The sequence below is a fragment of the Desulfitobacterium hafniense DCB-2 genome (assembly GCF_000021925.1).
In the GTDB taxonomy this organism is placed as follows: domain Bacteria; phylum Bacillota; class Desulfitobacteriia; order Desulfitobacteriales; family Desulfitobacteriaceae; genus Desulfitobacterium; species Desulfitobacterium hafniense.
In genome coordinates this window covers 1-13,469 of sequence record NC_011830.1, presented here as the reverse complement: position 1 = coordinate 13,469, position 13,469 = coordinate 1, and the positions used below count along the sequence as shown (strand labels likewise).

12 protein-coding genes and 3 tRNA genes are annotated in these 13,469 nt (G+C 45.4%); 1 reads left to right on the top strand and 14 read right to left on the bottom strand.

Annotated features, from left to right (window positions below; translation table 11 throughout):
* Positions 1–4 precede the first annotated feature (4 nt).
* A complete protein-coding gene (locus DHAF_RS00075; protein ID WP_012615308.1) occupies positions 5–862 on the top strand; it encodes an AraC family transcriptional regulator in 858 nt (285 codons plus the stop codon).
* Here the strand turns inward: DHAF_RS00075 and DHAF_RS26645 are convergent.
* From DHAF_RS26645 to dnaA, 14 genes are all read right to left on the bottom strand, one after another.
* Positions 801–1,256, bottom strand: a complete 456-nt coding sequence (locus DHAF_RS26645) for a Fic family protein (RefSeq protein WP_041271901.1) — start codon at positions 1,254–1,256, stop codon at positions 801–803. The genes DHAF_RS00075 and DHAF_RS26645 overlap by 62 nt on opposite strands.
* Entirely contained in the window at positions 1,253–1,450 is a 198-nt protein-coding gene (locus DHAF_RS26640; RefSeq protein ID WP_026198773.1) for a hypothetical protein, read from the bottom strand. Before DHAF_RS26640 ends, DHAF_RS26645 begins: the two co-directional genes overlap by 4 nt.
* Before the next feature lie 317 nt (positions 1,451–1,767).
* Positions 1,768–1,856: transfer RNA gene (locus tag DHAF_RS00060), tRNA-Ser, on the bottom strand.
* 57 nt (positions 1,857–1,913) lie between these two features.
* Complete coding sequence (tadA, locus tag DHAF_RS00055) at positions 1,914–2,360, bottom strand: tRNA adenosine(34) deaminase TadA (protein WP_005815124.1); 447 nt, start codon at positions 2,358–2,360, stop codon at positions 1,914–1,916.
* Between the two features lie 15 nt (positions 2,361–2,375).
* Positions 2,376–2,454, bottom strand: a tRNA-Arg gene (locus DHAF_RS00050).
* A gap of 82 nt (positions 2,455–2,536) precedes the next feature.
* Positions 2,537–2,625 (bottom strand) — tRNA-Ser (locus tag DHAF_RS00045).
* 101 nt (positions 2,626–2,726) lie between these two features.
* Positions 2,727–3,992 (bottom strand): serine--tRNA ligase, encoded by a 1,266-nt coding sequence (serS, locus tag DHAF_RS00040; RefSeq protein WP_012615307.1) that lies wholly within the window; start codon positions 3,990–3,992, stop codon positions 2,727–2,729.
* Positions 3,993–4,022: 30 nt separating this feature from the next.
* Positions 4,023–4,595, bottom strand: a complete 573-nt coding sequence (gene pdxT, locus DHAF_RS00035; protein ID WP_012615306.1) for a pyridoxal 5'-phosphate synthase glutaminase subunit PdxT — start codon at positions 4,593–4,595, stop codon at positions 4,023–4,025.
* Between the two features lie 114 nt (positions 4,596–4,709).
* Positions 4,710–7,196 carry a DNA gyrase subunit A gene (gene gyrA, locus DHAF_RS00030; RefSeq protein WP_012615305.1) on the bottom strand — a complete coding sequence of 829 codons (2,487 nt, stop codon included), beginning with the start codon at positions 7,194–7,196 and terminating at the stop codon, positions 4,710–4,712.
* Between the two features lie 13 nt (positions 7,197–7,209).
* A complete protein-coding gene (gene gyrB / locus DHAF_RS00025; protein ID WP_005815132.1) occupies positions 7,210–9,144 on the bottom strand; it encodes a DNA topoisomerase (ATP-hydrolyzing) subunit B in 1,935 nt (644 codons plus the stop codon).
* Positions 9,145–9,295: 151 nt separating this feature from the next.
* Positions 9,296–9,553: an extracellular matrix regulator RemB gene (remB, locus tag DHAF_RS00020; protein ID WP_005815134.1), complete on the bottom strand. Its 258-nt coding sequence runs from the start codon at positions 9,551–9,553 to the stop codon at positions 9,296–9,298.
* 3 nt (positions 9,554–9,556) lie between these two features.
* The gene (gene recF, locus DHAF_RS00015; RefSeq protein WP_005815135.1) at positions 9,557–10,654 is read right to left on the bottom strand and encodes a DNA replication/repair protein RecF; all 1,098 of its coding nucleotides are present in this window, start codon (positions 10,652–10,654) and stop codon (positions 9,557–9,559) included.
* Positions 10,655–10,668: 14 nt separating this feature from the next.
* Positions 10,669–11,772 carry a DNA polymerase III subunit beta gene (gene dnaN, locus DHAF_RS00010; protein WP_012615304.1) on the bottom strand — a complete coding sequence of 368 codons (1,104 nt, stop codon included), beginning with the start codon at positions 11,770–11,772 and terminating at the stop codon, positions 10,669–10,671.
* A gap of 255 nt (positions 11,773–12,027) precedes the next feature.
* Positions 12,028–13,377 (bottom strand): chromosomal replication initiator protein DnaA, encoded by a 1,350-nt coding sequence (gene dnaA / locus DHAF_RS00005; protein WP_005815138.1) that lies wholly within the window; start codon positions 13,375–13,377, stop codon positions 12,028–12,030.
* Positions 13,378–13,469 lie beyond the last annotated feature (92 nt).

The following is a 13,469-nucleotide window of genomic DNA, read 5'->3' as shown; positions in this document are numbered from 1 at the left end:
ATTTATGGGATGGATTGAAGGCATTAGTGACGCAATCAACTATATCGAAGACAATATCACCGAAGAACTGAACATGGAAAATATTTCCAAACAAGCATTTGTGTCCTCGTTTTATTTCCAAAAGGGCTTTGCCATGCTTTGCGGTTTTACGGTCGGAGAGTATATCCGGCAGCGCAGGCTCACCCTTGCCGGCAGTGAGCTTGTTTCTACTGATAGAAAAATTATTGATATTGCTTTGAAATATGGTTATGACTCACCAGATAGTTTCACAAAGGCTTTCCTTCGTTTCCACGGTGTCACACCTACTGCTGTTCGAAAAGACGGAGCAATGCTCAAATCTTTTGCTCCCCTAAAAATCAAATTTTCATTGGAAGGCGGTTTTATCATGGATTACAGAATTATTGAAAAAGAAGCGTTCACTGTCATGGGTGCAGCCAAGGTGTTTAAGTATGATACTGCGGGAACAGAGATTCCGAAGTTCTGGACAGAACATTATCAAACGGGAAAAGACAAGATAGTATGCGGAATGTATGGAGTATGTGTAGATGAGAGCATGGGTTCAGATGAGTTCGAATATCTGATTGCAGACAATTACACTACCTCCAGTGAAATTCCGGATGGATTTGTTACAAAGGTTATTCCGAAACACTCCTGGGCTGTTTTTGCCTGCAAAGGTGCTATGCCCACATCCCTGCAAAATACGAACCAAAAAATCTTCTCCGAATGGCTGCCTAACTGCAAGGATTATGAAATTGCAGCGGGTTACAATATTGAAATGTACACCAATGTAGCGGATTATCCTAAAGGGAATCAGGATGAAAACTACTACAGCGAAATATGGATTCCTGTTCAGAAAAAATAAGCGTTAAGATGGAACCAGGCAATTCTCTCCAGAGGATGCATGGTTCCTCTTTTTTGTTAATCAACTGTTTCATTTTCTTCGGAACACTATAAGGCTGCTGCGGCTCAAGAGCTGCTCCCATGATGCGAACCGGAATACGACGATATAGGCCCTTATCTTCAGGCCGATCCATTAGTACAAGAGAATGTACCTCTTTTATAGTCCTTTCTTCTAAAGGAACTTTATTGCTTACAAGCTGTTGTACATATACAAAAGCATCTCGATGCCCCACGGCTTCCAAATGGTCTTTCAACGGTTTCTGGTCAATGGTAATGCCCTCTAAGACCAAAGCTGTCTCCTGGAGCGTAAGGGTATTACCCTCAATCGCATTTGAGTTATAAGTGAACTCAATCATAAATTCATCGCGTAAACGGGCCGTTTCACCCGCAGTTTTCTGCCGTCTATGGGCTTTTCAGCATCTGCAGGAATCAAATAGGAACGGCCTTTTTTTATAACACCATTAATCCGTTCCTGTTCACACAAGATCCGCACACGCCGATCAGTAAGCCCCCATTTTTCAACGGCTTCCTTGACTTTCATGTATTCCATACCAATAAACCTCATCAATATTCCATGTTTTTCCAACAAATTGTAGCATATTATCGGAATAATATACAAGATATTTTTATAAAATTATGAGACCAATTATTCCTTTTAATGAGAAAGTGGGATTCGCTCCGCTCGGATTCCCTCACTATCACGCCGGGTCGGGAAAATGCTTCCTAAGGGCGCATTTTTTATCTCCCTCAGGCTGCGCCGGAACATGTTTCCAAAGGTCACATGTTCTGTTCGAATCCCACCTCCACATTAATTTTTATTCCAATTAAAAATCCGCATTAACTTACTAATGCGGATCTCATTTACAATGGCGGAGGAGGTGGGATTCGAACCCACGGACGGTTGCCCGTCAACTGATTTCGAGTCAGCCCCGTTATGACCACTTCGATACTCCTCCACACTATAAAGCTTAAATGACAATCACTACTCTATTCTCACTTAAGCAAATTAAACTTTACCTTAGCTTCCGAAAAAAATCCTTCAGAATCTGGGCACACTCTTCTTCCAATATCCCCGCCACAACCTCCACACGGTGATTCCAGCGGTTCACATCCAGTACATTGGTCACGGAACCTACTGCTCCGCCTTTAAGATCAGCCGCTCCAAAAACAAGGGTTTTTAAGCGGGCCTGAACCAAACTACCGGCACACATCGGGCAAGGTTCCAGAGTCACATAGAGAGTGGCTTCAGAAAGACGCCAAATTCCCAAGGCTTGAGTTGCCCGCTGCACAGCCAAAACTTCAGCATGGGCTGTAGGGTCCTGCCTCAGCTCTTTTTCATTATGAGCTCTGGCAATGATTTCTCCCTTATGCACCACCACTGCCCCGATGGGAACTTCTCCCTGGGCAAAGGCAATTTCAGCTTCTTCAAGAGCTAAGCGCATATAGTCCTGATGATTCATAATACCTCTGTTTGATGGTGGCCCCGGGAGGACTCGAACCCCCGCAAGACAGGGTTTAGGAAACCCCCGCTCTATCCACCTGAGCTACGAGGCCAAATTTGGTTTACTCAACCACATTACTATTGTAAAAAAGTCCGTAACTCGCGTATCGAACTACGAACTTCAGATCTCCATAATGGCGGAGGGGGTGGGATTCGAACCCACGGCCCCTTGCGGAGTCACCGGTTTTCAAGACCGGCTCCTTAAACCACTCGGACACCCCTCCGTGACGTGACGAAATTTAGTATAGCATAAAATTTTTCCTCTGTAAATGTTCAAGATCCATCTAATTTAGGGAATCGAGAAAGCACTCAGAATGATTCTTAACTACCCAATGTACTCCACGCCCATATACGGCTGGAGTGCTTTAGGAACTCTCACTCTGCCGTCAGCTTCCTGATAATTTTCAAGAATGGCGGAAACCGTACGGCCAATGGCTAAACCACTGCCATTGAGAGTATGGAGAAATTCAGGCTTGGCTTTCGGTGCCCGGCGGAAACGGATATTGGCCCGGCGGGCCTGGAAATCTTCAAAATTGCTGCAGGAAGAAATCTCCCGGTAGGTATTAAAGCTGGGCAGCCATACTTCCAGATCGTAAGTCTTGGCTGAAGTAAAGCCCAGATCCCCCGTGGATAAAGCCATCACCCGATAGGGAAGCTCAAGCTCCTGGAGAATACTCTCCGCATCCCGGGTTAAGGACTCCAGCTCCTCATAGGAATTTTCAGGAAAGGCAAACTTCACCAGTTCCACTTTATTAAATTGATGCTGCCGGATGAGCCCCCGGGTATCCCGGCCTGCCGAACCTGCTTCCGCACGGAAACAAGCACTATAGGCACAGTGATGAATCGGCAATTGCTCGGCTTCCAGGATTTCTTCCCGATACATATTCGTGACCGGAACTTCGGCAGTAGGGATTAAGAAATAATCGGTTCCCGCCACCTTAAAAGCATCTTCTTCAAACTTAGGAAGCTGCCCGGTACCAATCATAGAATTACGATGAACCATATAAGGAGGCAGAACTTCCACATATCCTTTAGCGCTATGCCGGTCCAGCATGAAGCTGATCAGGGCTCTTTCCAGCTTGGCCCCTAAACCTTTATAAAAAGTAAAGCGAGCTCCTGTAACCTTCCCTGCCCGGGCAAAATCCAGGATATCCAGCTTTTCGCCGATCTCATAATGAGCTAAAGGCTCAAAATCAAAGGAGCGGGGAGTTCCCCAGGTGCGAACCTCAACATTGGCCTCTTCATCAGCTCCTACTGGAACTGATTCATGAGGAATATTAGGAATCTCATAAAGCACAGCTTCCATGCTCTGCTCAATCTCACCTAATTTATCTTCGAGATTCTTAACTTTTTGTCCCACTTCCCGCATCTCTAAAATAAGCTGCTCCGCATCTTCCCCATGTTTTTTCCGGCGCCCTACCTCTTCAGAGACCGTGTTTCGCTGGGCTTTTAATGATTCCACTTCAAAAAGAAGCTTGCGGCGCTCTTCTTCTTGTTCCAGAAAAGCATCCAAACTGACATTGGAATTTCTTTTTTTAAGGGCTTCCTTGACTACTTCGGGGTTCGTGCGTACAAATTTGAGATCTAGCATCTGAAATCCTCCATATCTGACCACTTCCATTTAGATTTGTCCATTGACGATATCCAGAAAATAACGATAAATGCGGTCATCCTCTGTTTGTTCAGGATGAAAAGCACCAGCCAGCATATTGCCTTGTCGTACAAAGACTATTTTACCATTATATTCTGCTAAAATCCCTACATTAGGGGCAATTTCCTGAATATAAGGGGCATCATTGAAGATCGCCTTCAGCGGCGTGAGTCCTAAAGCCGGAATGGATAGATAAGCCTCCGTCCTTCCCGCCATAGGTTCCTTGGTGACCGTCAAATCCATCAGCCCCAGCCGGTCATTTCCCTGTCCGGGAGATTCTTTGCTCAATAAGACTATTCCGGCCCCTAGTCCGAAGATAGGAAAATCCGCCCTGGCCAATTCCTTAATCCTATCTCCCAGACCAGGCTGCCCAAGATTGTTCGCCTTATTGCCTGTGCCTGTGCCTGTCATGATTAAACCCTGAATATCGATTAAATCTTCCCTTTGCTGAACCCTGATCACTTCACACCCCAACTGCCTCAAAAACCGGCAAGGATCATGATCGGTTCCCTCCAGAGATAATACTCCGATCCTCTCATTCATGGATAATCAGCCCCATTCTGCTCGTACTCTTTACCATAGGCGGTACAGAGTACTGACTCTCTGCACAGTGAGACGGTCCCTATTTAAAAACACTGGCCTTATATTATATTGAGATTATTCCTCAGATTCTATTTCTACTAATTCTAAATCTGATTCCTCAGCATCTTCTTTATTGTCAACGACGGCAATGGCCACCACTTTGCTTTCACCGATTCTCATGGCCATAACTCCCTGGGCTGAACGGCCTTGTTTGGAAATGCCGGACACTTCCTGGCGGATAATAATTCCGTCTTCAGTGATGATCATCATATCGTTTTCAGGTCTCATCACCTTCAGCCCCACCAGTTTACCTGTTTTAGCATTGAGCTTGGTGGCAATGATGCCCTTGCCGCCCCGTCCTTGCACTCTATACTCGGAGAGACTGGTCCGCTTGGAGAAGCCCAGCTCGGTCATGGATAGTATTTCCGCTTCTTCCTCATAGATTACATCCATACTCACCACAAGATCCTCTTTTTCCAAAGAAATCCCTTTGACTCCATGAGCGGTTCTGCCCATTTGACGTACATCAGACTCCAGGAAGCGAATACATAAACCATTTTTAGTCGCTATGATGATATGCTCATCAGGCTTGGTTAAACGGACGTCAATCAGTTCATCATCACCGCTTAAGCTGATAGCAATCAAGCCATCCTTGCGGGGTGAGTCATACTCCTTGAGCAGGGTCTTCTTGACAATCCCCTTCCTGGTAGCCATAAAGAGATGAAAATCCTCATTATACTTTCTGATGGACAAAACGGCGGTGATCTTTTCTTCACTGGGATTGATACTCAGGAGATTGACAAGTGCCGTTCCTTTTCCTGTCCGGCCTGCTTCGGGAATTTCATGAGCCTTTAAGCGATACACCTTGCCCCGGGTGGTAAAGAAGAGAATATATTGATGGGTGGAGGTGGTAAAGATCTTCTCCACGAAATCCTCTTCCCGGGTGGCCATGCCATGAACTCCTTTACCCCCGCGCCGCTGGCTTTTGTAGGTATTCAGAGGCATTCTCTTGATATACCCCCTGTGGGACATGGTGATGACCACTTCTTCATCATCGATTAGATCCTCGATGTTCATATGGGTGGCATCAAAGGAAATTTCCGTGCGCCGTTCATCGCCGAATTTTTCTTTGACCTCTTGCAGTTCCTGCTTAATAATATTGAGCACCATTTGCTCTGAATTGAGAACTGCTTTTAAATAAGCAATGGTCTCCTGAATTTTTTGATACTGCTCTTCGATCTTCTCACGTTCCAAGCCGGTCAGCCGCTTCAGGCGCATATCCACAATGGCCTGAGACTGCTTATCGCTCAGTCCGAAACGGGACATTAAGTTATCCTTGGCGCTCTGCTCATCAGCGGAAGTCCGGATAATACTGATCACTTCATCGATATAATCCAGGGCTATTCTCAAGCCCTCTAAAATATGGGCTTCAGCTTCGGCTTTATTCAGCTCAAAGCGGGTTCTGCGCACAATCACATCTTTTTGGTGTTCAATAAAGTAATGAATGATTTGTTTAAGATTGAGAACTTTAGGCTGACCGTCCACTAAGGCTAAAATATTAACCCCGAAGCTTTCTTCCATCTGAGTATGCTTATAGAGCTGATTGAGAAGGACCTGAGGATTGACGTCCCGGCGCAGTTCCATGACAATCCGCATCCCGGTCCGGTCCGATTCATCCCGGAGATCCGTAATGCCTTCGATCCTTTTCTCCCGAACCAATTCAGCAATTTTTTCAACCAAGCGGGCCTTATTCACCATATAAGGAATCTCGGTCACGATAATCCGCATTTTGCCGGATTTCTCCATCTCCTCAACATGGGCTTTGGCACGGGTCCTAAAGCTGCCTTTACCGGTCCGGTAAGCCGAGATAATCCCTTCCGTTCCCATAATGGAGGCGCCGGTAGGAAAATCAGGTCCCTTGATATAGTTCATCAGTTCTTTGATCTCGATCTCGGGATTATCGATCTGAGCAATCGTTCCTTCAATCACTTCGGTGAGATTATGGGGAGGGATATTGGTAGCCATCCCCACCGCAATGCCCGCCGAACCGTTGACCAAGAGATTGGGGAATTTGGCCGGCATCACCTTGGGCTCTTGTTCCCGCTCATCATAGTTGGGCTGAAAATCCACGGTATCCTTATCGATATCGGCCAGCATATATTGAGTGATTTTAGCCATTCTTGCTTCCGTATAACGCATGGCCGCAGCTGAGTCACCGTCAACCGAGCCAAAGTTGCCATGTCCGTCGATCAAGGGATAACGGGTGGAAAAATCCTGAGCCAAGCGAACCACCGCATCATAGATGGAGGAATCCCCATGGGGGTGGAATTTCCCCATGCAATCCCCTACCAGACGGGCGGATTTGCTGTAAGGCTTATTAGGAGTCATCCCCAATTCATGCAAGGTGTAGATAATGCGGCGATGAACCGGTTTTAAACCATCCCGTACATCCGGCAAAGCCCGGCTGACGATAACACTCATGGAATAATCGATAAAGGATTTTTTTAGTTCCTCCGATATTTCGATAGGGAGAATCTTTCCTCCCTGAATTTCAGTCGACATGTGCTATCCTCCCTTAGACGTCCAGATTACGGACATATTGTGCATTATCCTGGATGAATTCACGCCTTGGTTCCACCACATCACCCATGAGAATGGTAAAGAGCTCGTCCGCTTTAATGGCATCTTCCATGGTCACCTGCAGAATAGTTCTTTTGGCCGGATCCATAGTGGTTTCCCAAAGCTGTTCCGCATTCATTTCCCCTAAACCTTTGTAGCGCTGAATTTCCACCCGATCGCGGCCGATCTCATCCTGCAGCTTGGCTAACTCTTCATTGCTGTAGACATAATGGATATCCTTCCCCTTCTTCACTTTAAACAGAGGGGGCTGGGCAATATAGACATAATTGTTCTCAAGCAAAGGCTTCATATAGCGGAAGAAGAAGGTCAGGAGCAAAATCCGGATATGAGCACCATCCACATCGGCATCGGTCATGATCACTAATTTATGATAGCGGGCTTTTTCAATATCAAAATCCTCGGAAATCCCCGTACCCATGGCTGTGATCATGGCTCTGATCTCAGCATTGCCTAAAATCCGATCCAAACGGGCTTTTTCCACATTGAGAATTTTGCCGCGCAGGGGCAGAATAGCCTGAAAACGACGATCCCGGCCTTGCTTGGCCGAACCTCCCGCACTGTCACCCTCCACGATATACATCTCACAAAGCTCTGCTTCTTTCCAGGAGCAATCGGCTAATTTCCCCGGCAAAGCGCTGACTTCCAGAGCGCTTTTGCGCCGGGTTAATTCCCTGGCTTTGCGGGCTGCTTCCCGGGCCCGGGAAGCCTGAATGGATTTTTCAATGACTTTCTTGCCTATGGCGGGGTTTTCCTCAAAAAACGCCGATAAGCCTTCTCCGGTGATGGAATCCACAATCGAACGAATTTCCGAATTCCCCAACTTGGTCTTGGTTTGACCTTCGAACTGGGGTTCAGGAACTTTTACCGAGATCACGGCGGTCAAACCTTCCCGGATATCTTCTCCCGATAGGTTGGCTTCGTTGGCTTTCAGGATATTGTTTTTCCGGGCATAATCATTGGCCACCCGGGTCAGAGCCGCTTTAAAGCCGGATTCGTGGGTGCCCCCTTCATGGGTATGAATATTATTGGCATAAGAAAAAAGATTTTCCACATAGCCGTCATTATATTGCATGGATACTTCAACCTGGACCCCATCCTTTTCTGCTTCAAAGTAAATGGGTTCAGGATGAAGAGATTCTTTGGAACGGTTGATATACTTGACAAAATCGTAGATGCCGCCGGTATGATAGTAAACTTCTTTCTTGTCTTCTCTGGCATCGATCAAGGTAATCGATACCTTTTTATTCAAGAAAGAAAGTTCACGAAGACGGTGAGCTAAAGTATCAAAGAGGAACACGGTATCCTCGAAAATTTCCGGATCGGGAGAAAAGGTAATGGTGGTTCCGGTCTGATTGGGATCCACCTGACCAATCACCGCCAGTTCTGTCTTGGTTTTACCCCGCATAAACTCCTGATGATAAATATTCCCGTCTTTCCTGACCTCCACATGGAGCCAGGTGGATAAAGCATTGACCACGCTCATCCCCACGCCGTGGAGTCCCCCGGATACTTTATAAGCGCTGCCGCTGAATTTTCCTCCGGCATGGAGCACCGTTAAAGCCACCTCAACAGCCGGCTTGCCTAATTTAGGATGAATATCCACCGGAATCCCCCGGCCATTATCCACCACGGAGATGCTGTTATCTTTATGGATCGTGACTTCAATGGTATCGCAGTAACCGGCCAAAGCCTCGTCGATACTATTATCCACGATTTCATAGACCAAATGATGCAAACCGCGCAGACTTGTGGAACCGATATACATCCCCGGTCTTTTTCTGACCGCTTCTAAACCTTCAAGGACCTCAATCTGCCCTGCATTATAATCATTGGTTGGAATAGTCTCCTTGATTTCGGCTTTTTCTTGCAAAGCTGATCCCTCCCAAATTCCCTCTACTTATACAGCTAACCTTTTAATTATACGACCTTTCAATCCTTTATTCAAATAAAGGATTTATCCCAGGCTAACACAATCAAAGAAACCTCACTGCAGACTTAGAGAGGTTTCTTCTTGATCCTGCCTATTCTTCACCGATGATCGCGGAGCTGGATCGCTTTAATAAGGTGCTTGATGAGATAGGGGAAAAATAGTTGCCGTCGCTGGCAATAATTAAAGATTTTTCTTTACCTTTTTCGGATATATAATTTATTTTTTGTTTTTCTTTAATTTTATTTAAAAAATTCTCTGAAGTTGAATTTCTCATCGCCGTCTCCAAATCCAGAATAGCAATGATCTTTTCCTGATTAATCAAGATATCGCCGCCTAAATGTAAAAACATGAATTATTCAATCCTCCCAATCTGCCCTTTTTCTACTTTGAGCAATAAGGATGCCCTTTGCGTCAGGGTTTCCGCACTGGTCATGGTCATAATGGTTTGCTGCAAGGATTTTGTATAGTCTAATAGATAGTCTCTCCTGAATCGATCCAATTCAGACAATACATCATCCAGTAAAAGCAAGGGATAGTCGCCTTTTTCCTGGCGGATCACTTCCAGTTCCGCTAATTTGGTGCTTAAAACAATCGAACGCTGCTGCCCTTGAGAGCCATAAAGGCGGGCCGAACGCTCATTGAGCTTAAAAAGAATGTCGTCCCGATGAGGTCCGATCAAAACCATCTTTCTTTCCATTTCCAAAGACATCTTTTCTGCCAGGAGCTTGGGAAATGCGGCCAAAGCTTCCTCCAGATTATTTTTTCCCAGGGCATGATAGTCCATGGTCAGCTCTTCTTTCCCCGAAGAAATCTGCCCATAGATTTCCTGGCCTTTTCGGGAAAGCAGACCGGTAAATTCCCAACGATTCCTGATAATTTCCGAGCCAATCCGGAGGATTTGTTCATTCCACAGTTCAATCTGAGCAATCTGACTTTTGCTCCCTCCCTGTCCCTGTTTCAGGAGGGCATTTTTTTGCTGAAGCACCTTGTTATAGGCATTAAGGAGCTGAATATGCTTGGAGTGGTGCTGAGCAATATGTAAATCTAAAAAGCGTCTCCGCTCAGCCGGCCCGCCTTTGACCATCACCAGATCGTCCGGTGAAAAAAAAACCACATTAATGGTCCCGACATATTCTGATAATTTTCGACAAGGAATTTGATTGATCTTAATAATTTTTCTTTTGTCCTGATAATGGCTTTCTAAACGCAGTTTGCGCCGCTGCACGATGAAATCGCCGTAGAGGTGGAATTCATTCTCTCCCCAGCGGGCCAGTTCCTGCTCCCGATGGACACGGTAAGACTTTCCAGTTAAAAGATAATAAATACCTTCCAGGATATTGGTCTTTCCTTGTCCATTTTCTCCTTGCAGGATGGTTAAACCTGGCCGAAAATCCACTTCCTGATCCTGATAATTTCGAAAAGACTTTAAATGCAGCCATTTTATTTCCATGGTGGTCAGCCGGCTTAAGACGTCCGCACAGGCAAAGCAAGATAGAGATAGTTGGGATCGTCGACGGGACGAATGATTCCCGGGCTGTAAGAACCCGACAATTCAAAAACGATCTCTTCAGAATCAATAATTTTAAGCACATCCAATAAAAATTTGGAGTTAAAAGCAATCTTGACGTCATTGCCCTCTTTTTTTACTTCCATCTGCTCGGATATCTTACCTAATTCCGAGGTCTGATCAATGGACAATCTCTCTGTATCCACTGAGAGTTTGATAATACTGGTATGGCTCCCATCCCGGGCCAGCAAAGAAGCTCTTTCCACAGAATCCTGGAAAAGCCGCGCTGATAATAAAACCTTCGTTTGGCAGGATTGGGGGATAACTTGTTTATAATTGGGGAATTGTCCTTCAATCAAACGGGAGAGGAGATGGACAGCTCCAAACTGAAAAACGATTTGGGCTTGATTAAAGCGGATGAATAAATTCTCATCCTCATCCCTGAGCAAGCGATAAATTTCCCCTAAGGTCTTGGCGGGAATAATACCCTGAAACTTGATCTGTTCAGGATTAGAAATTTCGGCAATCCGGTAAGCCAGACGATGGGTATCTGTAGCAATTAAACGTAAGCTTCCATCTTCGATCTGGAGCAGGCAGCCTGTAAAGACAGGACGGCTCTCTTCAGCAGAACAGGCAAAAATAGTCTGTTTAATCATGGTTTTAAAGATGGAGACAGGTAAGTTAAAGGTTTCCGCATCAAAGAGATCCGGTAATAAGGGAAATTCCTCCGGGTCATAGCCTCTGAGGGATAAATCCGATTCATTGTAATGAATGTTGATCACATCGTTTTGCAGCTCCAGTTCAATCAGAACGTCGGGCAGCTTGCGCACTAAATCAGAAAAAAGCCGGGAAGGAAGAACCACAACTCCCTCTTTTTCTACCTGAGCCGGAACGACGCAGCGGATCCCTATTTCTAAATCCGTGGCTTCGAAGATCAAGGATTGTCCTTCAGCTCTAATCATAATTCCTTGCAGAACAGGCAAGGTGTTTTTATTTGATACTGCTTTTTGGACAGTATTCACTCCCGTAATCAGGGAGTCCTTGGAGCAATAAATTTTCATGAAAGCAGCCTCCTCAAAAAACTTATCAACAGTGGAATATTTTGCGGGGAACAATAATAAGCTATTAATTTAGTCGTATTAGTACTATAGCTTGTCTCAATGTGGATAATGCAGCTTGTCCGGCAGATGAGCCGGGTTAGGAATGAGTAAAAACATGTGAATTAATCCTTGAATTTATCCACATGTTAACAAACTCGTTTTTATATAAAATCTATCCCAAAAGGATGAACACTTTATACACATAGATAACCCCAATTAGAGGGATTGGATCATTTGAATGATTTCATTAATTTTCCTATCCAGGAGAGGATCATTTTGGCGGCTCTCGGAGATTTTATCATAGGCATGGAGAACGGTGGTATGATCTCTTCCTCCAAACTCATCACCAATTCTGGGCAAAGAGTTGTCGGTAAGTTCTCTGGATAAATACATGGCGATTTGACGTGGAAAAGCCACAGCCCGGGTTCTCTTTTTGGCCTTAAACTCACCTAAAGACAAATGATAAAAATCGGCCACCGCTTGCTGAATCATTTCAATGGTTATTTCTTTAGGAGTGCTGACGGGAATAATATCCTTAAGAGCTTCGGCTGCCGTCTCAACGGTGATCGGATTGGAAGTCAAGGAGCCTACGGCCATGACCCGGATCAAAGCGCCTTCCAGCTCTCTGATATTGGAGTGAATTTTGTCCGCGATATAGACCATGACTTCGTTGGCCACCTGCAGGTTTTCCAGCTTGGCTTTTTTTCTCAGGATAGCGATGCGCGTCTCCAAATCCGGCGGTTGAATATCTGTGATCAATCCCCATTCAAAACGGGAACGCAAGCGATCTTCAAGGGTGGGGATTTCTTTGGGAGGACGGTCGGAGGAAATAATAATTTGCTTATTGGCATCATGGAGGGCGTTAAAGGTATGGAAGAATTCCTCCTGGGTACCTTCTTTACCGGCGAGAAATTGGATATCGTCAATCAACAAAATATCCACATTGCGGTAGTGATTGCGAAATTCAATGGGATTTTGATCACGGATGGATTCAATGAGTTCATTGGTAAATTTTTCACTGGAGACATAAAGGACCCTGGTGCTGGGGGAGCGTTGAATGACCGCATTGCCGATAGCGTGCATCAGGTGGGTCTTGCCTAAGCCGACACCGCCATAGATAAATAACGGATTATAGGCCAGGGCGGGGGACTCGGCCACAGCCAGGGCGGCGGCATGGGCAAAGCGGTTGCTGTTGCCGATGACAAAGGTGTCAAAGGTATACTTTGAATTGAGGGTTTTATTGTCCGCGGGTTCCGCTTTAGAATTAGAAGACGCTTTGTTTTGATTGTCTCCTGGTTGTGTTGTTTCATGGATTGAAGTGACAAGAAAGCGCAAATTCATGGATTGGCCAAGGATGGATTGAACTGTGGAGCGGATGATGGGGGCATACCGGCTCTCCAGCCAATCCTTGGCAAATTCATTAGGTACGCTGACGATCAGAGTGTCTCCTTCGATATCAAGGAGGTATGTGGAACTGAGCCAGGTTTCAAAACTTGGTTTAGAAAGTTCATTTTCCAGTTTTGATAGAGTTTCTTGCCAAAGTACTTGTAGAGAACGGGGTGGCATTCAGTGGACCTCCCTTTGTCTAATTATGTTGAAAATATGACAATAAAAAAGTTATACACAAACTTATACACATTTGTGGATAACTCAATAAA

Excerpts from the sequence above, each read along its gene's own strand:
- DHAF_RS00075 (WP_012615308.1), top strand. The coding sequence starts at position 5 with ATGGGATGGATTGAAGGCATTAGTGACGCAATCAACTATATCGAAGAC.
- serS (WP_012615307.1), bottom strand. The coding sequence starts at position 3,992 with ATGCTAGATCTCAAATTTGTACGCACGAACCCCGAAGTAGTCAAGGAA.
- DHAF_RS26640 (WP_026198773.1), bottom strand. The coding sequence starts at position 1,450 with ATGGAATACATGAAAGTCAAGGAAGCCGTTGAAAAATGGGGGCTTACT.
- gyrA (WP_012615305.1), bottom strand. The coding sequence starts at position 7,196 with ATGTCGACTGAAATTCAGGGAGGAAAGATTCTCCCTATCGAAATATCG.
- dnaA (WP_005815138.1), bottom strand. The coding sequence starts at position 13,377 with ATGCCACCCCGTTCTCTACAAGTACTTTGGCAAGAAACTCTATCAAAA.
- DHAF_RS26645 (WP_041271901.1), bottom strand. The coding sequence starts at position 1,256 with ATGATTGAGTTCACTTATAACTCAAATGCGATTGAGGGTAATACCCTT.
- remB (WP_005815134.1), bottom strand. The coding sequence starts at position 9,553 with ATGTTTTTACATTTAGGCGGCGATATCTTGATTAATCAGGAAAAGATC.
- tadA (WP_005815124.1), bottom strand. The coding sequence starts at position 2,360 with ATGAATCATCAGGACTATATGCGCTTAGCTCTTGAAGAAGCTGAAATT.
- pdxT (WP_012615306.1), bottom strand. The coding sequence starts at position 4,595 with ATGAATGAGAGGATCGGAGTATTATCTCTGGAGGGAACCGATCATGAT.
- dnaN (WP_012615304.1), bottom strand. The coding sequence starts at position 11,772 with ATGAAAATTTATTGCTCCAAGGACTCCCTGATTACGGGAGTGAATACT.
- recF (WP_005815135.1), bottom strand. The coding sequence starts at position 10,654 with ATGGAAATAAAATGGCTGCATTTAAAGTCTTTTCGAAATTATCAGGAT.